Annotated in this window: 17 protein-coding genes; 12 read left to right on the forward strand and 5 right to left on the reverse strand. The window is 34.4% G+C overall.

What is annotated here, in order from left to right:
- The first annotated feature begins 23 nt into the window (after positions 1-23).
- Positions 24-2,081 (forward strand): tetratricopeptide repeat-containing sensor histidine kinase, encoded by a 2,058-nt coding sequence (locus tag J2W48_RS07220; protein WP_310279856.1) that lies wholly within the window; start codon positions 24-26, stop codon positions 2,079-2,081.
- On the forward strand, positions 2,071-2,760 hold the full coding sequence (locus tag J2W48_RS07225; RefSeq protein WP_310279858.1) for a response regulator: 690 nt from the start codon (positions 2,071-2,073) through the stop codon (positions 2,758-2,760). Before J2W48_RS07220 ends, J2W48_RS07225 begins: the two co-directional genes overlap by 11 nt.
- A 59-nt stretch (positions 2,761-2,819) precedes the next feature.
- Here J2W48_RS07225 and thiL read toward each other — a convergent pair whose 3' ends face one another.
- Positions 2,820-3,866, reverse strand: a complete 1,047-nt coding sequence (gene thiL, locus J2W48_RS07230; protein ID WP_310279860.1) for a thiamine-phosphate kinase — start codon at positions 3,864-3,866, stop codon at positions 2,820-2,822.
- Between the two features lie 150 nt (positions 3,867-4,016).
- On the opposite strand from thiL, the gene J2W48_RS07235 reads away from it, so the two are divergent.
- The 3 genes from J2W48_RS07235 to J2W48_RS07245 all read left to right on the forward strand — a co-directional run bounded on the left by J2W48_RS07235 (position 4,017) and on the right by J2W48_RS07245 (position 6,132).
- Positions 4,017-4,949 (forward strand): 1-phosphofructokinase family hexose kinase, encoded by a 933-nt coding sequence (locus J2W48_RS07235; RefSeq protein ID WP_310279862.1) that lies wholly within the window; start codon positions 4,017-4,019, stop codon positions 4,947-4,949.
- Positions 4,950-5,099: 150 nt separating this feature from the next.
- Positions 5,100-5,585: a DinB family protein gene (locus J2W48_RS07240; RefSeq protein WP_310279865.1), complete on the forward strand. Its 486-nt coding sequence runs from the start codon at positions 5,100-5,102 to the stop codon at positions 5,583-5,585.
- Positions 5,586-5,634: 49 nt separating this feature from the next.
- Entirely contained in the window at positions 5,635-6,132 is a 498-nt protein-coding gene (locus J2W48_RS07245; protein WP_310279867.1) for a DinB family protein, read from the forward strand.
- Positions 6,133-6,181: 49 nt separating this feature from the next.
- Here J2W48_RS07245 and J2W48_RS07250 read toward each other — a convergent pair whose 3' ends face one another.
- Positions 6,182-7,147: a helix-turn-helix transcriptional regulator gene (locus J2W48_RS07250; RefSeq protein WP_310279869.1), complete on the reverse strand. Its 966-nt coding sequence runs from the start codon at positions 7,145-7,147 to the stop codon at positions 6,182-6,184.
- A gap of 116 nt (positions 7,148-7,263) precedes the next feature.
- On the opposite strand from J2W48_RS07250, the gene J2W48_RS07255 reads away from it, so the two are divergent.
- Genes J2W48_RS07255 through J2W48_RS07265 form a run of 3 tightly spaced genes read left to right on the forward strand, consistent with a single transcriptional unit; the run spans position 7,264 to position 9,588 of the window.
- The gene (locus tag J2W48_RS07255) at positions 7,264-8,004 is read left to right on the forward strand and encodes a prolipoprotein diacylglyceryl transferase (RefSeq protein ID WP_310279871.1); all 741 of its coding nucleotides are present in this window, start codon (positions 7,264-7,266) and stop codon (positions 8,002-8,004) included.
- Positions 7,994-9,394, forward strand: a complete 1,401-nt coding sequence (locus J2W48_RS07260; protein WP_310279873.1) for a radical SAM protein — start codon at positions 7,994-7,996, stop codon at positions 9,392-9,394. Before J2W48_RS07255 ends, J2W48_RS07260 begins: the two co-directional genes overlap by 11 nt.
- Positions 9,391-9,588 carry a hypothetical protein gene (locus tag J2W48_RS07265; RefSeq protein ID WP_310279875.1) on the forward strand — a complete coding sequence of 66 codons (198 nt, stop codon included), beginning with the start codon at positions 9,391-9,393 and terminating at the stop codon, positions 9,586-9,588. The genes J2W48_RS07260 and J2W48_RS07265 overlap by 4 nt, the downstream gene beginning before the upstream one ends.
- Positions 9,589-9,675: 87 nt before the next feature.
- Here the strand turns inward: J2W48_RS07265 and lepA are convergent, their stop codons facing one another.
- The 3 genes from lepA to J2W48_RS07280 all read right to left on the reverse strand — a co-directional run bounded on the left by lepA (position 9,676) and on the right by J2W48_RS07280 (position 13,111).
- Positions 9,676-11,472, reverse strand: a complete 1,797-nt coding sequence (gene lepA, locus J2W48_RS07270; RefSeq protein ID WP_310279877.1) for a translation elongation factor 4 — start codon at positions 11,470-11,472, stop codon at positions 9,676-9,678.
- Between the two features lie 163 nt (positions 11,473-11,635).
- The gene (locus J2W48_RS07275) at positions 11,636-12,373 is read right to left on the reverse strand and encodes an NUDIX hydrolase (protein ID WP_310279879.1); all 738 of its coding nucleotides are present in this window, start codon (positions 12,371-12,373) and stop codon (positions 11,636-11,638) included.
- Positions 12,374-12,394: 21 nt separating this feature from the next.
- Positions 12,395-13,111, reverse strand: a complete 717-nt coding sequence (locus J2W48_RS07280; RefSeq protein ID WP_310279881.1) for an NUDIX hydrolase — start codon at positions 13,109-13,111, stop codon at positions 12,395-12,397.
- Between the two features lie 654 nt (positions 13,112-13,765).
- On the opposite strand from J2W48_RS07280, the gene J2W48_RS07285 reads away from it, so the two are divergent.
- The 4 genes from J2W48_RS07285 to J2W48_RS07300 all read left to right on the forward strand — a co-directional run bounded on the left by J2W48_RS07285 (position 13,766) and on the right by J2W48_RS07300 (position 22,137).
- Positions 13,766-16,897, forward strand: a complete 3,132-nt coding sequence (locus J2W48_RS07285) for a SusC/RagA family TonB-linked outer membrane protein (RefSeq protein WP_310279883.1) — start codon at positions 13,766-13,768, stop codon at positions 16,895-16,897.
- Between the two features lie 11 nt (positions 16,898-16,908).
- Positions 16,909-18,483: a RagB/SusD family nutrient uptake outer membrane protein gene (locus tag J2W48_RS07290; protein ID WP_310279885.1), complete on the forward strand. Its 1,575-nt coding sequence runs from the start codon at positions 16,909-16,911 to the stop codon at positions 18,481-18,483.
- Between the two features lie 23 nt (positions 18,484-18,506).
- Positions 18,507-19,400 carry a hypothetical protein gene (locus tag J2W48_RS07295; RefSeq protein WP_310279888.1) on the forward strand — a complete coding sequence of 298 codons (894 nt, stop codon included), beginning with the start codon at positions 18,507-18,509 and terminating at the stop codon, positions 19,398-19,400.
- A 259-nt stretch (positions 19,401-19,659) separates the two neighbouring features.
- A complete protein-coding gene (locus tag J2W48_RS07300; RefSeq protein ID WP_310279890.1) occupies positions 19,660-22,137 on the forward strand; it encodes a glycoside hydrolase family 2 TIM barrel-domain containing protein in 2,478 nt (825 codons plus the stop codon).
- The last annotated feature ends 15 nt before the right edge of the window (positions 22,138-22,152 follow it).

The following is a 22,152-nucleotide window of genomic DNA, read 5'->3' on the forward strand; positions in this document are numbered from 1 at the left end:
TTTTGATAAAACACACTCAAGGATTGAAAAATAATTATACAATATTATTCCTTTTTCTTATAATGCTTTTTGGTTGTACCAAAAAAAATGAAAATGATGGAAGTGTCAACCTGTCAACTGATAGTCTTGCTGCTTATTTGTCATTGGCTAATGATGATAATATACCATATGAATATAAACAAAAATATAATAAGAAGGCATTTGCAATAATTATCAGGCAAAAAAATGATTCACTCAATAAAATAAACCTATTTAGGGTAGCGAATCGATATTATAACATGAGTGACTGGAAATCTTATGAGGAGACATCAAATTTAATTTTACAAAGATCCAAAAGTACCCTTGACACTGTTAATATGGCTCAGGCATATGTTTATTTAGGGGACTATTACAGGTCTAACGCGGTTTCAGATAGTGCTTTCATGAATTACTTTGCAGCAGAAAAATTATATCTTCAAATTAATGATGAGTATAACCTGGCTAAAACACTTTTAAGTAAGGCTTTCCTGCAGTTTGATGAGGGTAATTTTTTTGAAAGTGAAATAACGGTTTTTAAAGCACTACAGTTATTAAAAAAAAAGAAAAATGTTAGTGATTTGTTTTATAGTTCTTATAATCTTTTAGGAATTTTGTATAATTCCAGGGAAGAATATAGTAAAGCACTGGAATTTCATAATAAGGCATTAAGTATTCTGAAAGATGAATCAATTCCATCACAGTTACAATTCACAGCGTCTTCACTCAATAATATTGGTTTTGTTTATTTGAGCATGAATAATTATTATCAGGCTAAAATACATTTTCAAAAAGCTCTGGATCAAAAAAATCTTTTTAAAGAAAATACAATATTATATGCTATGCTGCTTGATAATCTGGCCTATTCTAAATTTAAATCAGGAGAATCTGAAGGGCTTCCTGAGCAATTTTTTGAAGCTTTAAAAATAAGGGACAGTTTAAACTTAGACTCCGGGATTGTTTTAAATAAAATACATTTATCAGAATATTTTGCCTATCATAAAGATACTTTCAGAGCAATACAATATTCGAAACAAGCACTGATCCTGTCTCGCAGGTCTAATAAATTAAGAAATACATTAGAAGTGCTCAAACAAATCGCTTTGGTTGATCCTGCAAATGCCTCCGTTTATTCTAAAGAGTATATTGAGGTGAATGAAAAAGTTCAAAAAGAAGAAAGAATGATGGGGGAAAAATTTTCCCGAATAGAATATGAAACTAATGAAATAAAAGATAAAAACACAAGTTTAAATACACAGAACAGGACTTTGATTTATGTATTTAGTATTTTAGGGTTGTTAGGCATCCTGATCTATGTTTACAAAACGCAAAAAGCAAAACACAGAGAGCTTCTTTTTAAGCAACAACAGCAAATTGCAAACCAAGACATTTATAATTTAATGATTTCTCAGCAAGATGCAATTGAAGCCATTAGAATCAAAGATAAAAAGCGTGTTTCCCAGGATTTGCATGATGGAATTTTAGGAAGAATGTTTGGGGTCAGAATAAGTCTGGACAGTCTGGACAAACTGGATGATGCTACGGCAGTAGTTAAACGGAAAAAATATTTATCTGAATTAAAGGAAATTGAACAGGATATTCGTGAGATTTCCCATGATTTGAATAAGGAAAAATCAGATGTGATTAATAATTTTGTAGCCATAATGGATGAATTATTAGATAATCAGCGGGAAAAATTTGATTCGGAGTTAATTTCAAATATTGATTCAAGTATTAAATGGGAATTAATTGCCAACTCAATTAAGATTAATTTGTACAGAATAGTTCAGGAAGCATTGCAAAATTGTAATAAATACGCGAATGCTAAAACTGTAAAAGTAGAATTTAAAAACGAAGTCGATTATTTGTTTTTAATAATAAGCGATGATGGAGTTGGTTTTAATATAAACAGGATTAAAAAAGGAATAGGGTTACAAAATATTTTTTACAGAACAAAAGAATGCAATGGGGTTATTGATATGAGATCCCATAAAGGAGATGGAACAATAATAGAAATCAGAGTCCCGATTGATCAAAAAATAAAGCTGAAAAATAATGACAATTGATAAAAATTCAGAAACAATTAAAAAATATATATTAATAGTTGATGATCATCCATTTATTATTGAGGGTTATAAAAATGCTATTACGCGCTATAAATCTGACCAGTATGAGTTTTCTATAGCTCAGGCCAAAGATTGTCAGTCTGCGTATAAAATTATTATGAATCCGGAGTCTCCCGCTTTTGATATTGCTTTTTTGGATATAAGTATGCCGGCATATGAGGAAAAAGAAATTTTTTCCGGCGAGGATCTGGCAAAATTAATTATGGAACATATACCAAATTGTAAAATAATACTGCTTACAATGTATACAGAATTACTGAAGATAAAAACAATCATTCGTACGATAAATCCAAACGGATTAATTATTAAAAACGATCTGACTTTTGATGAATTGCTTTTGGCTTTTGATAAGGTAATTAAAAATAAAAAATATTACAGCCAGTCTGTTGAAAAAATGATCACTGAATCTGCTTTTAATTCAATTGAAATAGATGAATTTGATAAACAAATCCTTTTCCATTTATCCAAAGGAACAAAAACAGAAGATATTCCACATTACATTCCGATCTCCTTAATTGCGATTGAAAGACGAAAAACAAACATGAAGGAATTGCTTAAAATAACCTCCGGATCTGATGAGGAATTGTTTAAAGAAGCCAAAATTAGAGGATTGTTCTAAATATAAATCAAACAAAAAAGTGACATCAATTTGTCACTTTTTTGTTATGTGATAAATCTTTATTCAGTTAAAGCATCCCAACCCCGGGCTTTTAAAGGGATCTTTGTATTTGCACGGGTTACCAAATGAATTCCTTCATTTTCTTCGGCCATATGACCAATAATCGTAAAATTTGGATTTCCTTTTATCTTATCAAAATCATTAATGTCAATAGTAAATAACAATTCATAATCTTCACCGCCATTAATTGCAACAGTTGTACTGTCAATATTGAATTCTTCGCAAGTCGAAATAAACTGTGGGTCTAAAGGAAGTTTGTCTTCATATAAATTACAACCCACTTTTGATTGTTTGCACAAATGAATAATTTCTGATGATAATCCGTCAGAAATATCAATCATCGATGTTGGCTTTATTTCAAGAGCGTGTAATAAAGTACGAACATCTTTTCGTGCTTCAGGTTTTAACTGACGCTCAATCAAATACGTGTAAAGGTCTAAATCTGGCTGACTATTTGGATTTACCTGAAAAACCTGTTTTTCGCGTTCTAAAACCTGTAATCCCATATAAGCGGCACCAATATCCCCCGTTACAACAAGTAAATCTGTTTGTTTAGCACCGTTTCTGTATACGATTTCATCTTCATCGGCTTCACCAATCGCTGTTATGCTTATAATTAATCCTTTTTGTGATGAGGTTGTATCGCCGCCAATAACATCTACTTTATATTCATTTGCAGCAAGTGTAATTCCTTCAAATAATTCTTCTAAAGCCTCCAGCGGAAAACGATTAGAAACTGCCACAGAAACTGTTATTTGCGTTGGTCTGGCATTCATGGCACAAATATCAGACACGTTTACTACAACTGCTTTGTACCCTAAATGTTTTAATGGCATATAAGCCAAATCAAAATGCACGCCTTCGATTAATAAATCGGTAGAAACAATTACTTTTTTATCTTTAAAATCAAGAACCGCCGCATCATCGCCTATGCTTTTTAATGTAGATTCCTGAGTTACATCAAATTTTTTGGTTAAATGTTCAATTAAGCCAAATTCACCTAACTGCGCTATACTGGTCCGTTGCGGATTTTTATCTTCGATCATTTTTTCTAAGTTCCAATGTTTGTATGCTGCAAAGGTACAAAGTTGCAAAGGTTTTGTCTAATTTAAATCACAATCAGTTCTGTTTTGAAATTGCCGGTTTATTAAAATCAATATTTTTTTCCGATCTTTAAGATTAATAAAACATAAAATATGAAATCATTTGATATAGTTACACTAACTGTAAATCCTTCTGTAGATAAAAGCACGCATTTTTCAGGTTTAATTGCTGAACAAAAAATAAGATGCGCAGCACCACAATTTGACGCAGGCGGAGGTGGAATAAATGTTTCTAAAGCAATCTCCCGCTTACGCGGAAGTTCACTGGCAGTTTTTACATCCGGCGGACCTGTTGGTGAAATGCTGAAAGATTTAGTTAAGAAAGAATCGGTAGATTTTGAAGCAATTGAAACTGAAACCGCAACAAGAGAAAATTTTATTGCTGTGGACGATAATACTAATTCGCAATATCGTTTTGGATTTTCCGGAGATGTTTTATCTGATTTGGAAATTGAAAAGCTTTTAGAAACGATTTCGAATTTAAAACCAAAATATTTGGTAGCAAGCGGAAGCTTAAATGAAGGTTTAGCGTCTGATTTTTATCAGAAAATAGCAGTAATAACGAAGGCATCAAATTCAAAATTAATTGTAGATACTTCCGGAGAGGCCTTAAAAAAGGTTCTGGAGACCGGAGTTTATCTGATAAAACCAAATGTGGGCGAACTCGCAAAACTTATTGGGGTTGAACGTCTGGAAATGGAAGAAGTAAATGAGGCTGCCAAAAAAATCATTTCAAATGGCGGAGCAGAAATTGTTGTAGTTTCACTAGGGCCGCAAGGAGCAGTTTTGGTCACAAAAGATGCGTATGAATATGTTCCCGCTCCCAATGTTGCTAAAAAGAGTACTGTTGGGGCAGGAGACAGTATGGTTGGCGGAATGGTTTGGGCATTGTCTCAAAATAAAAGCCTGAAAGAAGTGATTCGTTGGGGCGTTGCCTGCGGATCAGCAGCAACAATGAATGAAGGAACACAATTGTTTAAATTTGAAGATGCTAACAGGCTGTTTGAATGGTTGAAAAACAAATAAATATCTATTTTATTCAGTACTTAACCTGACAGGTTTTAAAACCTGTCGGGTTTAATTTATAAAGGAAATAAAAATTTTTTTCCTGCTGACAAACTGTTGTCACCGACCCTTAATAATTTTGAAGTATTAAATAATTAAAACTTTAAAATTATGAAAACATTAGCAGCACAAGTAATTACTCCGGAAGATTTATTGAAACACTGGCAAGGTCACCGCGCTTTAACCCGTCGTGTAATTGAAGCTTTTCCTGAAAAAGATTTTTTTGAATTCTCGATAGCAGGAATGCGTTCTTTTGCGAAACTGACTGATGAACTTTTGGCAATAGCAGTTCCGGGCCTTAAAGGAATTGTAAATAAAGAAGTTAAGCCTTTTACCGAAGAAGAAACAGAACAATTAATTTTTAAAGCGCAGTATCTGGAAAAATGGGATGAAGCAACTGCAGAAATTAATCAGTATTGGCAAAAACTATCTATTGAAGATTTCAATGAAACGTTTAATCTTTTTGGTCAATACGAATTTCCGGTTATTCAGAATATCCTTTATTTTATCGAAAACGAAGTACATCATCGTGGTCAGGGATATGTGTATTTAAGAGCCTTAGGAATTGAACCTCCTTTTTTCTGGGAAAGAGAATAGCAAAAAAATCTGCAGCAATCTTTTTTAAATAATTCAAAAATTAAACAATATGAGCTTAAAAAAAATAATGACTAATTATGCCAATTATAATTTATGGGTTAACCAGCAATTTGTCAATTGGCTTTCTGAAAAATCAGACGAATTACTGTTTGAGGAAGTTCCGTCAAGTTATTCTGGTATTGCTAAAACGCTGAACCATATTTGGGAAACAGAAGAATATTGGTATTCGGTAATTTCAGAAACACCACTATTTGAAAAGAAAGAAAATGTTGATTTAAATAAAAATGAAATATTTGAAAGATTATTGCAAAGCTCTGCAAAATTAGCTTCTTATATAAATTCATTGTCTGAGGAACAATTATCTAAAGAAATTAAAATAGAGAACCCATGGTTTCAGTGTGAACTTCCTCTTAGCGACTATTTACTGCAGGTTATAAATCACGGAACTTACCACAGAGGGCAAATTGTTACCATTGGTCGAAATATTGGTATTACCGATGCATCAAATACGGATTATAATTTCTATAATGTTGTAAAAGGACAGTAATAATTATTTTTCAAAAAACGAAGTCAAAACTCCTGAGATGAATTTCATTTTAGGAGTTTTTTAATAACCTTGCCCTATTTATTTCCAGTAATTCCAAAGTCCTTTTTTTGAGCTCTTCCGGCTCCAGAATGGTCGCATAATCCCCAAACATTAAAAACCAACGCGGAAAACCGCTTTCGATATCGCGTGACATAAAAGTCATTTCTATTTTGTCGCCCACTTCTTTTTCAGAAACAAAACCGTGATATTTTCTTTCATGGGATAAATATCCGGCAATTTTCTTTTCGATCAAAATTCGAACTTTTGTAGTAGTAATAGCTTCAGGTTTTTTTAAATAGGTTTCTAAAGAATCGTGTTCAATCGTAAAATCATTTTCTGTTTTTTTAATTTCCTGAATTCTATCCGTTCTAAATTGGCGATAATCTTTACGCAAATGGCAATATCCCAAAAAATACCAATTATTATGATCATGAAAAACCCCAACAGGCTCAATATTTCTTTGTGTTGTTTCGTCTTTGTCAAAAGTTTTGTACGATAGCAAAATTTGCTTTTTCTCGGCTATACCCTCAAAGAGAACAGCCAAAGTATTGGGTGAATTATCATTAAACATAGGTTCTGCAGTTTGCATGACAACTCTCGATTCAATATTTGAAAGCCAGTCTTTATCAGTACTTCTCAAAACCGATTTCAATTTATACATTGCTGAAGCGTAATAACTTCCTAAAGAAGGATCGGTAAATTTTTGCATCAGTTTTTCGGCCGCAATAAAACTGCTTACTTCTTCGCGTGTAAACATAACCGGCGGAAGTCTGTAGCCTTCCATCAGCGCATAACCAACTCCGGCCTCACTGTAAATTGGAACTCCGGATGCTTCCAAAGTTCGGATATCCCGATAAATAGTTCTTAAACTAACTTCAAAACGATCAGCCAATTCCTGGGCTTTTACAATTTTTTTAGATTGTAATTGAATCAGGATGGCGACAATTCGGTCAAATCGTTTTGGGGTTTCGTCCATTTTGAAGGCTTTTTTTCAAAGATAGTACTTTATCATAAAAGCCGAAAAACAATATTTTTTTGCATCTTTACAACTGCAGTTTACGTTACAAACAAATCAATAATTAAATCAGTAAAATGACGATTCCATTTGAACCTGTTCTTTTTGGTTATGAAATCAATATTCATTTGATTTTAGAATATTCGGCTTTCTTTTTAGGATATCGTTATTATGCTTTTTTACGAAAAAGAACTTCCGATAACATTGTATCCATGAATCGGTTATCCATTATTTTGGGAGCGGCTATCGGAGCTTTACTGGGATCCCGATTAGTGGGTTTTTTAGAAAATCCTGTTTTGCCATCGGATTTACCTGCACTATTACATCTTTTCAATACCAAAACCATTATGGGCGGATTATTTGGCGGACTTCTGGGTGTTGAATTGGCTAAAAAATGGATAGGCGAAAAGCAATCCTCAGGCGATTTGTTTACATTTCCCATTATTTTAGGAATTTTTATTGGCAGGATTGGTTGTTTTTTGTCAGGAATAAACGAATTTACTTACGGAAAAGAAACTTCTTTTTTTCTGGGAATGAACCTTGGAGATAATCTCAAACGTCATCCTGTTGCTTTGTACGAATTAATTTTCCTCGTTGTATTATTCTTTGTTTTATGGAAATTAAAAAACAAAAATTTACAGAGCGGATTGATTTTCCAGTATTTTATGATTGCCTACTTTGCTTTTCGTTTTTGTATAGAATTTATAAAACCCAATAATTTCTTTTTAGCCGGATTAAGTTCTATTCAGATTTTATGCTTAATTTGTATGCTTTATTATCACAAAACAATTTTAAATTTAGTAAAAAATGCCGGTTAGAAAATACACCTATTATGATTTTACTTTAAGCCTTTGTCCGGAATGCCTGAAGCGGATTGATGCCAAAATTGTTTTTGAAAATGATAATGTCTACATGCTCAAAAGATGTCCGGAACACGGGAATTCAAAAGTGCTCATTGCAGATGATATTCCGTATTATAAAAATATTCGAAATTACAATAAACCTTCCGAAACACCTTATACCTTCAATACCAAAACGCATTATGGCTGTCCGTATGACTGCGGCTTATGTCCGGATCACGAACAACATTCCTGTTTGACTGTAGTGGAAGTTACCGACAGATGCAATCTGACTTGTCCAACCTGTTACGCCGGTTCATCGCCTTCTTATGGAAGACACCGAACTTTGGAGGAAGTGAAAACCATGCTGGATACCATAGTTTTAAATGAAAAAGAACCGGACGTTGTGCAGATTAGTGGAGGGGAACCAACAATTCATCCGCAATTTTTTGAGATTTTGGATTATGCAAAAACACTTCCGATACGACATCTGATGCTGAATACCAATGGAATCAAGATTGCTAAAGACAAGGAATTTGCCAGACAGCTGAAAGCCTATTCTCCTGATTTTGAAATCTATCTGCAGTTTGATTCTTTTGAAAATAGTGTGCTGCAGGAATTACGTGGTGCCGATTTGAGCGAAATAAGAATGCAGGCTCTGGAAAATTTAAACGAATTGAATTTATCTACAACCCTGGTGATTACACTTCAAAAAGGGCTGAATGATAACGAAATAGGAAAAATAATTGATTTTGCACTGAAACAAAAATGTGTCAGGGGCGTTACATTTCAGCCCACGCAAATTGCAGGAAGGCTGGAGAATTTTAATCCGGAAACGGACAGAATGACCTTAACGGAAGTGAGAAGAAAAATTTTAGAACAAACTTCAATTTTCAATTCAGATGATTTGCTTCCTGTTCCCTGCAATCCTGATGCTTTGGTAATGGGGTATGCCTTGAAATTAGGCGATGAGGTTTTTCCGTTAACGCGCTATATCAATCCCAATGATTTATTGGACAACAGTAAAAACACGATTATTTACGAACAGGACGAAGTGCTTCACGGCAAAATGATTGAACTGTTCAGCACCGGAAATTCCGTAGAAGTGGCGCAGGAGAATTTAAAATCGATTTTGTGCTGCCTTCCCAATATTGACGCTCCGGATTTAGGCTATGATAATTTGTTCAGAATCATTATCATGCAATTTATAGATGCCTATAATTTTGATGTAAGGGCAATCAAGAAATCATGTGTTCATATTGTCAATAAAGACAATAAAATCATTCCGTTCGAAACAATGAACTTGTTTTACAGAGATGATAAAATAGAAAGATTAGAAGAATTAAGAAGTAAAATGGAAAGTATATGACAGCATTAGAAGTAGGGAATTTAGATGGACTGGTAACGATCTTGGTTTTAATAATGGTTGGTCCGCCATTTTTATTCTCGATAATAGGATTCTCAGTAAGAAAAAATCATCCAAAAACAGCAAAAGTTTTGTTTATTCTGTCAGCAGTTTATTTACTTGTAGGATTAGGGATTTGTGGGAGTTTGATGGCTTAGGGAAGAAATTTATTAAACAAAAAACCCAACAATTTTCGTCATTGGGTTAGTCTATATTCCTGACTCTTTATTCTATCTTCTAAAACACTAGTCGTTAAGTTTTAAAACAGCCATAAACGCTTCTTGCGGAATCTCAACATTTCCAACCTGTCTCATACGCTTTTTACCTTTTTTCTGTTTTTCCAGCAATTTACGTTTACGTGAAATATCTCCACCATAACATTTTGCGGTAACGTCTTTACGATGGGCTTTGATGGTTTCACGAGAGATTACTTTTACTCCAATTGCGGCCTGAATTGGAATATCAAACTGCTGACGTGGAATTAATTCTTTCAATTTCTCACACATTTTTTTACCAATATGATAGGCATTGTCTACGTGGATCAAAGAAGATAAAGCATCTACAATTGTAGCATTTAATAAAATATCTACTTTTACTAAGTTCGAAGTTCGCATTCCAATTGGTGCATAATCAAACGAAGCATATCCTTTTGAAACTGTTTTTAAACGATCGTAAAAATCGAATACAATTTCAGCCAGAGGCATATCAAAAGTCAATTCTACTCTTTCAGTAGTTAAATAGGTTTGGTTGGTAATCAATCCGCGTTTTTCAATACACAATGACATAACATTGCCCACAAAATCAGATTTAGTAATGATAGTAGCCTTGATATAAGGTTCTTCTACGTGATCTAATTTTGATGGTTCCGGCAAATCTGAAGGGTTGTTCACCACAAATCCTGTCGTAGGATCTTTTTTGGTATACGCCAGGTATGAAACGTTGGGAACAGTAGTAATTACAGTCATATTAAATTCACGTTCCAGTCTTTCCTGTATAATCTCCATATGCAACATTCCTAAGAAGCCGCAACGGAAACCAAATCCTAAAGCAGCTGAACTTTCTGGTAAAAACACCAATGAAGCATCGTTCAGTTGTAGTTTTTCCATAGAGTTACGCAACTCTTCATAATCTTCAGTATCTACAGGATAAATTCCGGCAAAAACCATTGGTTTTACGTCTTCAAAACCGGTAATCATATTGGTAGTCGGCGTTTTGGCATCAGTCAGAGTATCACCAACTTTTACTTCTTTCGCTTCTTTAATTCCTGAAATTAAATACCCAACATCACCTGCCGAAATAACATTTTTAGGAACCTGGTTTAATTTTAATGTACCAATTTCATCCGCAAAATATTCATTTCCTGTAGCCATGAATTTAATTTTTTGCCCTTTTTTTATCTGCCCGTTTTTTACACGGAAAATAACCTCAATTCCACGAAACGGATTGTAATGTGAATCGAAAATCAGAGCTTGTAATGGCTCATCAACATTTCCTGTTGGGGGAGGTATTTTTTCGATAATGGCAGCCAAAATATTTTCAACACCAAAACCAGTTTTTCCGGAAGCATGAATAATATCTTCTAATTTACATCCAAGTAAATCGATAATATCATCACTAACCTCTTCAGGATTAGCACTTGGTAAATCTACTTTATTCAAAACCGGAATAATTTCCAGGTCATTTTCTAAAGCCAGGTATAAATTAGAAATTGTTTGTGCCTGAATACTTTGTGCAGCATCAACAATCAAAAGTGCACCTTCACAAGCGGCAATTGATCGGGAAACCTCGTATGAGAAATCAACGTGACCGGGAGTGTCAATTAAATTTAAAATATATTCTTCTCCTTTATAAGTATATTCCATTTGAATGGCGTGACTTTTAATGGTGATTCCACGCTCGCGTTCCAGATCCATGTTGTCAAGCAATTGTGCTTTTTCTTCGCGGGCTGTAACGGTTTGTGTAGCGCCCAATAATCGGTCAGCAAGTGTACTTTTACCGTGGTCAATGTGTGCAATAATGCAAAAGTTACGTATCTTCTTCATTTTATGATATCAATTCTCTGTACGAGTTTAAGTAATTTTTGGGTATGAATCTGCGCTAGAGCAATTGCTGTAGAGCATGTTATTAAGGCGCAAAGATAGCGCAAAGTTTTGGATTCTGGAATGAAGATGTTTGATTGTTAAATTGGCAATTTAAAATCATTTTTCAAAATTCAAAATTAAATCCTTTTTCGGTCAGTTTCTTGTAGATTTCAGGATCAAATTTGTATAATTTAGCGGCTCTGTGTGAAACGTCCTGTTGCTTTTCATCGAGCGCAACCAGCAATTTCATGTGCAGAATTTTTCGACGAAAATTTGATTTGTCCAATTCGATTCCTAAAATTTCTTCATATAAGTGCATCAATTGCAAAAGTGTGAATTTTTCAGGCAACAGATTAAATCCAATTGGAGCCTGACGAACCCGATTGCGTAATTGCATCAGACTAAAGTTTAATATTTCATTATGGTCGAAAATTAAATCCGGTATTTGATTGATTTTATACCATTTTGCTTCCCTCAGAGTAAAGCCGGCTTTTATATTATAATCCTCCCGGTTTACCAATGTGTAATAGCCAATAGTTACAACCCTTTTATCAGTCACACGTTTAGGATCGGTAAAGGCTTTCAACTGCTCCAGATAAATATTATCCAGACTGGTAAGTTCATACAATATGCGCTGGGCAGCATCATCGGCGCTTTCTTCTTTTTGCAGCCAGCCTCCAAGAAGCCCCCATTTTCCTACACTTTCCCCCTCAGCATGTTGTACTAAAAGGATTTCAAGGCTTTCTTTGTTAAATCCAAATATAACACAGTCGATTGTGATTCCGTCTATAGCTGTTTTTTGAACAGCCGGGGAGGTTTTGTTATTTGTTTCTGAGGTATTTTTGGAAGATAAAAATGTCATTTTTTATTTTTATTCATGAATTTAAAATTCAAAATTGAATCCCTTTTCGGTAAGCTTAGTGTAAATTTCCGGATCGAATTTGTATAATTTAGCAGCTCTGTGTGAAACATCCTGTTGTTTTTCGTCAAGTGCTACCAGTAATTTCATATGAAGAATTTTTCGTCTGAAATTAGACTTGTCCATTTCAATTCCTAAAATTTCTTCATATAAATGCATCAATTGTAATAATGTGAATTTTTCTGGTAAGAGGTTAAATCCAATAGGAGCCTGACGAACTCTGCTTCGAAGATGTTTTAAACTATAAGTAAGAATTTCGTTATGATCGTAAATTAAGCCCGGAATACTGTTTATTTTGTACCATTTTGCATCGGAGGCTGTAAAACCCGCTTTAATATTATAATCTTCTCTTTTTATCAGAGCATAATAACCAATAGTAATAACACGTCTAAGTGGAAAACGATCCGGATCTCCAAACGCTTTAAGCTGCTCTAAATAGATATGATCTAAAGCCGTTAGTTCATTTAATATTCGGTGTGCAGCATCGTCTGTGCTTTCTTTCTTATTGATCCATCCTCCGGGAAGCCCCCATTTTCCTTTGCTGATCCCTTCCCCATGCTGCACTAAAAGCACTTCTAAACTCCCCTTGTCAAAACCAAATATGACACAATCAATAGTTATGGCATTCATAGCTGAATGTTCATTTTTTACAATGCTATCCTCGTCGACATTTTTAACCATAACCTTAAAGTTTAGACAAATTAAATAAATAATATGTTTAGTTACGGTTAATTTACCTGTATATTTTTTAGTTAAATGTTTGAAAGATAATATTATTCATTCTTTTTCTTAAGAAATTAATGATTTTTAAGTATAAATTTTAATTGTTTACTAATAAATTCTTAAATCACTATTTTTTTAATATCTTTTATTTAATAAAATCTCTTTCTGTTACAAAATCGATAAAAATACACCGTTAATAATTTCAATAGCAAATAAATATATTTAAAATTTTGTTAATACGGAAAAAATATAGTATACTTGTAGTCAAATTAACCATAAGATAAGTTCTGTTTGACTATAAGTTGGAAATAATACTATTTTTTAAAATAATGAAAAAAATAGAAATGTTTTTTTCTTTTAAGAATAAGGAGATTTAGGCTAACAGCATCTTAATGTATTAGTGTTTTTTTAGAAGTCCTGTCAATAGGGTGGGATTGTTTAGTGTAATGAACCTGAAATTAAAAAAGATATTTTTAAAAAAGGCCTTAGCAAAAAATCACCAGTAAAAACAAAACTTCCATCTTAATAGTGGCTGACAAGAATTATTTTGAATATAAATCAATTTAGATTAAAGATTACTAACAATAAATTTAAACCAAATTATTAATTATTATGAAAAGAAAATATTGTACTAAAACAACAAAGCTCCAGTTTTGTATGGTGCTGTTGCTTAGCATATTTACGATGCAATCTGGTTTTGCCCAAGAGCAATCCCAATTTGTAAGTGGAAATGTGAAATCGGCAGAAGACGGAATGGGAGTTCCTGGTGCCACTGTTGCAATTGAAGGAACTAGAACAGGAACATCAACAGATTTTGATGGAAATTTTAAATTAGAAGCAAAAACAGGTAGCGTAATTGTAATCAGTTTTATGGGTTTTAAAACCGAACGTATAACTGTTGGAACTCAAAAGACGATTAATGTTACGTTGCAAACCGAATCAGCTGAGCTTAAAGAAGTCGTGGTTATTGGTTATGGTACGCAAAAAAGAACAACTGTAACAAGTGCTATTACACAGGTTACCGGTGAAAATCTTGCCAAAACAAATACTATAAATGCGCTTCAGGGACTGCAAGGACAGGCAGCCGGGCTTCAAATCACATCTACTTCAGGGCAGCCGGGAGAGGGTTTAAATGTTGTAATAAGAGGTTTGGGAACTACAGGGGGCAGCAGTCCTCTTTATGTAGTTGACGGCATACTAACCGGAGATATTACTTACTTGAACAATTCTGATATTGAATCAATTTCTGTTTTAAAAGATGCTGCTTCATCAGCTATTTATGGTTCACAAGCTGCGAATGGGGTTATTTTAGTGACAACAAAGAAAGGGAAACGAGGTTCTCCGGGACGAATTACTTTTGATCAGTATTATGGAGTGCAATCAGTGGCCAGAAAAGTGGATCTATTAGATGCTACAGAATATGGTATTATTTTAAATGAAGCAGCAGTAAACTCTGGTAAAAACCCTTATTTTACTAATGCTCAGATTGCTTCATTAGGAAAAGGAACTAATTGGATGGATAAAATGCTGACGGATAATGCAGCTACAAAAAACTTCTCGTTTGGTGCATCCGGAGGTTCAGATACCTCTGTTTATTCTACCTCATTGGCTTATTTAGGGCAGGAAGGAGTTGTTGGAGGTGCAGGTTTATCCAACTACGAGCGTTATAATTTCAGATTCAATTCAGAACATAAATTATACAAAGATGTTCTTACTTTCGGTCAGAACTTAAGTTTTGCTTACATCAATAAAAATGGAATTGGAGTAGGAAATCAATACAACAATTCTTTAAGAAGTGCTTTTCAGGTATCACCATTATTGCCGATGTACGATGCAAATGGTAATTATTATGATAGTACCCAAAATAGTGAACCTTGGCTGGCAGGTCAGGCAAATCCTTATGCAATGATGGATTATAACAATCAAAATGAAAGTAATAATCAAAAGTTATTAGGAAATGTTTATTTACAAGTTGAGCCTATAAAAAACTTAACATTTAAGACGACTTTAGGACTTGATTATTATGTTTCTGAAGGTCATTCTTATAAACCTGTATATCATTTGTCAACCTATGCAAATAATGATTTTGATCAGGTGAATCAAAACATGAGCAAAAACAGAAGCATTACCTGGGATAATTTACTGGGGTATAAATTTAATGTAGCTGAGAATCATCATTTTGAGGCCATGGCGGGAACATCCTATATTAATTACGCTGGAACTTCTGTAGAAGCAAACAATGCGGATTCTATTTTTAATGATTTAGAACATGCCTGGATAGATAATACGACTAATAAAGACGGAGCCAAAATAACAATCAAGGGACAAAAAGAGGAGAATATATTGATGTCTTATTTTGGAAGATTAAACTACAATTTTAAAGAAACCTATTTGTTTAACGCAACACTTAGAGGAGATGGTTCATCAAAATTTTCTCCAGGAAATCAATGGAGTTATTTTCCATCATTATCTGCAGGTTGGGTTGCTTCAAATGAAACATTTTTGAAAGATTCACAGGCGATAAATTTTCTTAAATTAAGAGCCAGCTGGGGTCAGGTAGGTAATCAAAGAGTTGGTTCGTTTCAATATTTAGCGGTAATGAAATCAAATAACACAAATTATATTTTTGGTAATACCGAAGGCGTTCTTACTCCGGGAGCTTATCCGGAAAGGTACTCAAATCCTGATTTGAAATGGGAAACTTCAGAGCAAATAAATCTTGGTTTGGATGCCAGATTTTTAAATAATGCATTAGGTGTTACTTTTGATGTGTATCAGAAAACAAATAAAGACTGGTTAATTCTAGCGCCTGTTTTAGCGACTGCAGGTGCTGAACCTCCATATATAAATGGTGGAGATGTTGTTAATAAAGGGGTAGAGTTAAGCCTTAATTATCAAAACAAAATTGGAGATTTTAATTATAGTGTGAGTGCAAACGGTGCTTATAATAAGAATACTGTCGGTCAAATACCTAGTGAGGGAGGTATTATTCACGGATTGAGCAATGAATTATATGATAATGCCGGTGAGTTTTACAGAGCTCAAAATGGATTTCCTTTGGGATATTTCTGGGGATATAAAACAGGTGGTGTTTTTCAGACTCAGGAACAAATTAATAACTATAAATCGGCTAACGGTGTAATATTACAGCCAGGTGCAGCTCCGGGAGATTTAATTTACCAAAATGTAAACGGAGATGACAAAATAGATGCTTATGATAAAACAAGCATCGGAAATCCTAATCCGGACTTTACTTTTGGTTTTTCTTTATCAGCTAATTATAAAGCTTTTGATTTTTCATTGATGGCAAATGGTGTGGCTGGAAACCAAATCGTACAATCATACAGAAACCAATCGGGAGCTTACGGAAACTATACCTCAGCTATATTAAGCCGTTGGCATGGTGAAGGTTCTTCTAACACTATGCCCAGAGTAACTGAAGACAATAGAAACTTTACACAATTTTCTGATCTATATGTTCAGGATGGTGATTTCTTAAGAATTAATACGGTTACATTAGGATTTGACCTGGCGAAAATAAATAAATCTAATACATTCTTTGCAAGCCAGTTCAGACTTTACTTTTCAGTATTAAATCTTTACACTTTTACAAAATACGACGGTATGGATCCTGAAATTGGATTTGGTTCTTCAAATGATGACCAAAAATTTTCATCTGGTGTTGATGTAGGATACTATCCAAGACCAAGAACATATATGTTGGGATTAAATGTTAAACTTTAATAAATAAAACAATGAAAAATACCTATTTATATATTTTCTGTTTGGCTTTATTGTCTCTGGGTTCTTGTAGTTTAGAAACAGAGCCACTAACACAACAAACAGACACAAATTTTTACAAAACTACAGATGATGCTTATACAGCATTAGTAGGTTGTTATGATGGTTTACAAGTTGCTACCGGTGCTGGTGGTATGGGAATTCCTGTGATAAGCGAAGTAATGTCTGATGACTGTTTTGGAGGCACTGGTGCTTCAGATGGTTACGGTTTTGCAGCTATTGATGAATTTGATATTAGCCGCTCTCCCTCAGATGTAGATTTACTTAATAATAATTGGAAAGCGTATTATAAAGCACTTTATCGTTGTAATGTTTTCTTGTTAAAGATGGATCAGATTGACTGGAAAGGAGATACTGCCTTAAGAAACACTTACGAATCTGAAACTAAATTTATCAGAGCTTATTTGTATTTTGAAATGGTGCGTTTGTGGGGTAATATTCCATTAATAACAGTTCCTACTACTGAAAATGTTCCACAGGCAGCCCCGGAAGATGTTTATAAAGTAATAGCTGAAGATTTAGTATTTGCAGCAGACAATTTGACGACAGGAGCATACAATTCTGTACCAGGTGGAAGAATCACCAAATGGGCTGCAAAATCTTTATTAGGTCGTGTTTATTTGTATTACACCGGATATTATGGAAAAACTGATTTGGCTGGTGTAGTAACAAAAGCACAGGCTTTAGGTCATTTAGAAGATGTTATTTCAGGTAGTGGTCATGGTTTAGTTGATGATTTTTCTACTTTATGGCCGGCAGCTTCAGTTGATGAGTATGCAGGGGAAAGTAATAGGGAAATAGTATTTTCGATAAAGTATACTTATACTAGTGATTATCAAGGAAATACTGACGGAAACCATTGGCTGGTAATGTTTGGAATGAGAGAGTTTTCATCTTATCCTTATGGACGCGGATGGGGAGTTACAGTTAACTCAAAATTGTGGAATGCTTATAATGCCAACGATACAAGACGTGTAGCTACTATGATTGGAATTGATGAAGAAAATATAGCATTCACCAAAATAGATAATCAAAGGGAATATACAGGTTATTATAACAAAAAATACTCGCCAATGGTGGATAAAGACGGAAAAGATCTTCCTCTTGTTTTAGGTAGCCAGTTTTGGGATATAAGCCAGTTTCAGGATTATGTAGTACTAAGATACGCAGATGTTTTGTTGATGGCTGCTGAATTAGGAAGTGGAAGTGCTCAATCTTATTTTGACCAAGTGAGACAAAGAGCGTATAAAGAGAATTTTACACCTTTGGCAGTAAATCAGGATAATATTTTGAACGAAAGACATTTGGAGTTTGCCCTTGAAGGAGTAAGATATTGGGATTTATTGCGTCAGGGAATTGGTAAAGCTTCTTCAACTATTGCCGAAACTACAACATTGTTAAGCGGCGGAGTCGCTACTGCAAAAACAATTTCAGCTGCTAAAATTCAGGAGACAAAAGGGTTGCAACAAATTCCTAATACTCAGATTACGTTGTCAGGAAATGTTTTAAAACAAAATGCCGGTTGGTAATTTTAAACTAAAAATGAAACAAAATGAAAAATATTAAATTATTAATTGCAACATTTTTGATGTCAGTAACATTATCGCTACTGTCATCCTGTTCGCCTGAAACTTATTCTTTGGAAGGGCCGACTAATAAATCGGATATAGATTTTGAAATTACTCAGGATTTAGCAGCTGATCCGGGTGGAAATACTGTCATAATGAAAAATAAAACCAAAGGAGTTGTACTTACTTGGGATTATGGTACAGGAAAATCAAACAAAGCTACCGAAACAGTAAAGTATGCTTTTAAAGGGACCTATACGATAAAAATATCTGCAGTTACTGGCGGAGGTATTGTTGAGTTGGATCCAGTAACTATTACGGTTTCAGATGATAACTTAAACTATGTAAATGACCCTCTTTGGACTGCTTTATCTGGTGGGGTAGGGAAATCAAAAACATGGTACTTGGATTTAAATGCAGACGGAGTTTCAAAATATTTTGCAGGTCCAGTAGCATTTTCTGGAAATAAACTGGGATGGAAAAAAGAATGTACCGGTGATAGTGCTTTGTGTTGGATATGGGAGCCAGACTGGCAAGGTAATCAATGGATAACAGCTGCCGGAGATTATGGTTCAATGACATTTAGTTTAGACGGAGGGCCATTTGTAACAGTAAATCATGCATTAACAACTACAAGAGGTATAGAAAACGGAACTTATTTTCTTGATGCAACAAACCATGCGTTAACCATGACAAATGCAGCAATTTTACAAAGCGCCAGTGCTGCCAGTGATGTTGCTGATTGGTCTAATTATAAAATTATTAACTTAACAGAGGACGCAATGCAAATTGCTGTTCGTCACAAGAGTAAAGAAGAATTTATGATTTTTAATTTTATATCAAAAGAATATAGTGACAACTGGGTTCCAAAAAATTGATTTAGATGGAGTAACTTTGAGTGATTTGATCTCGGGTTACTGCTACGAAAATATGGGATAAGAGAAAGGCAGTCCTTTCAATTGGACAGATCTGCAGTGGAATTCATAAATCCTTTGAATTCTGTTGCAGATTATTCCGATTGGGGCATCACATTTAATCAGGCTACGAAGAGGCAAGTACTTAGTTCTGAAAACACTGTCTTATCAATAATTAATTTAAAGAGAGTTTTTTGAGATCCCTTTAATAGAAAAAGAAAAAATGAAATATTTGAACTTTTTAAAAACACTTACTATTTTTGGATTTATTGCAATTTTTGGTTGCAATAAAGAAAATACTGAAACTTTTTCTTCTAGAAAAGTTGCCTTTAATTCAGATTGGAGTTTTCATTTAAACGATAGCATTGCAGACAAAGACACCATTGGAACTTCTACCCAATGGAGAACTTTAAACGTTCCTCATGATTGGAGCATCGAAGGAAAGTTTGACGAAAAAAGTCCTGCCGGATATGGAGGCGGAGCACTTAACGGAGGTTTAGGCTGGTACAAAAAAACATTTAAAGTCGCTGCAGAAGACAGCACAAAAATCACTTCAATTACTTTTGATGGCGTTTACAAAGACAGCGAAGTCTGGATAAATGGCCATTATTTAGGAAAACGCCCAAACGGCTATATTGGTTTTCAATATAATATGTCACCCTACTTAAATTACGGAGACAAAAACAACGAAATAATTGTAAAGGTTGACAATTCAAAACAACCCAATTCACGTTGGTATTCAGGATCAGGAATTTTTAGAAATGTCTGGTTAGAAACCACAGATAAATTACACGTTGCACAATGGGGAACTTATGTGACAACGCCAAAAGTTACTGCCGAAAAAGCTTCGGTACAATTTGAAACTACAATTCAGAATCAAAATTCAGCTTCAAAAAAAGCTACTGTAACTACTACTATTTTTAAAGAAGAGACTAAAGTAACATCAGTTACTCAAAATATAACGATTGGTGCAAATGCTAATCAAACAATCAAGCAAAATACAGAAGTTGACACTCCAATTTTATGGTCGGTTGAAAAACCGGAATTATATACAGCCGTTACCGAAATTACTGTTGATGATCAAATTGTAGATCAATACAAAACCAATTTCGGAATCAGGGATTTTAAATTTGATCTTGATAAAGGTTTCATTTTAAACGGGAAACAAGTAAAAATAAAAGGGGTTTGTTTGCATCACGATTTAGGTCCGTTAGGTGCAGCAATCAATACACGTGCAATCGAACGTCAGTTAGAAATCCTCAAAGAAATGGGCGTAAACGGAATCAGGACTTCTCATAATCCGCCCGCTCCGGAACTTCTCGATCTTTGCGATAAAATGGGTTTCATTGTCATGGATGAAGCTTTCGATATGTGGAAACAAACCAAAACCAAATACGATTACGGAAACGATTGGGACAAATGGCACAAGAAAGATTTAATTGATCAATTATTACGTGACCGAAATCATCCAAGTATTTTTGTGTGGAGTATTGGAAATGAAATCCCGGAACAATGGAATGAAACAGGTGTTGAAATTGCTAAAGAATTAGCAGCGATCACACGTCAGTACGATAAAACACGTCCGCTTACCGCAGCGATGAATCCACCGGTGAATATGAATATTGACGAAGTAACTTTACAATTCGAAAAAAAGAATGTTCATTTTAATGCGATTGCAAAATCGGGTGTTTTAGATCTTATCGGATATAATTATGCGCATCAGACTTACGAACATCATCAAAAAAACTTCCCAAACACACCATTTATTGCAACTGAAACGACTTCTGGTTTGCAGACAAGAGGATATTACGATGCGGTTTCAGATACCATAAAAAAATGGCCGGTAAGATGGGATCTTAAATTTACAGAAGGAAATCCAGGCAATACTGTTTCAGCTTACGATCAGGTGCAGACACCATGGGGTTCAACACACGAAGCAACATGGAAAGTGATTAAAAAACATGATTTCCTTTCCGGAATGTACATCTGGACAGGTTTTGATTACATCGGAGAACCAACTCCTTATGAGTGGCCGTCGATTAGTTCGTATTTCGGAATTGTAGATTTAGCCGGTTTCCCGAAAGATGTGTATTATATGTATCAAAGTGAATGGACAGATAAAACAGTTTTACATGTTTTTCCGCATTGGAACTGGAAAGCGGGTCAAACCGTAGATGTTTGGGCATACTATAATAAAGCAGATGAGGTTGAACTTTTCCTAAACGGAAAATCAGTAGGAATTCGCAGTAAAAAAGGAGATGATTTACACGTAATGTGGAGAATTCCTTTTCAGGCCGGAACACTAAAAGCCGTTTCCCGTAAAAACGGAAAAACAGTTCTGGAAACTGAAATTAAAACAGCTGGAAGTCCATCAAATTTAAAATTGACAGCGGACAGAAGCACTATTGAAGCTGATGGAAATGACTTGTCATTTGTAACGGTTGATATTTTAGATTCAAATGGAGTTTTAGCTCCAAATGCCAATAATGAAATCAATTTTTCATTAAAAGGAAATGGCAAAATTGTAGGCGTTTGCAGCGGAGATCCGGTAAGTCACGAGTCATATAAAGGATCAAAACATACAGCCCTTAACGGAAAATGTCTGGTAGTTGTTCAATCGGGGAATAAAACCGGAAGACTGGAATTAACTGCAAAGGCAAACGGATTAAAACAGGCCACAATTGTGATTACTACAGAATAATAAGTTACCGTTCCT

The sequence above is a fragment of the Flavobacterium piscis genome, from assembly GCF_031457575.1.
Taxonomy (GTDB): domain Bacteria; phylum Bacteroidota; class Bacteroidia; order Flavobacteriales; family Flavobacteriaceae; genus Flavobacterium; species Flavobacterium piscis_A.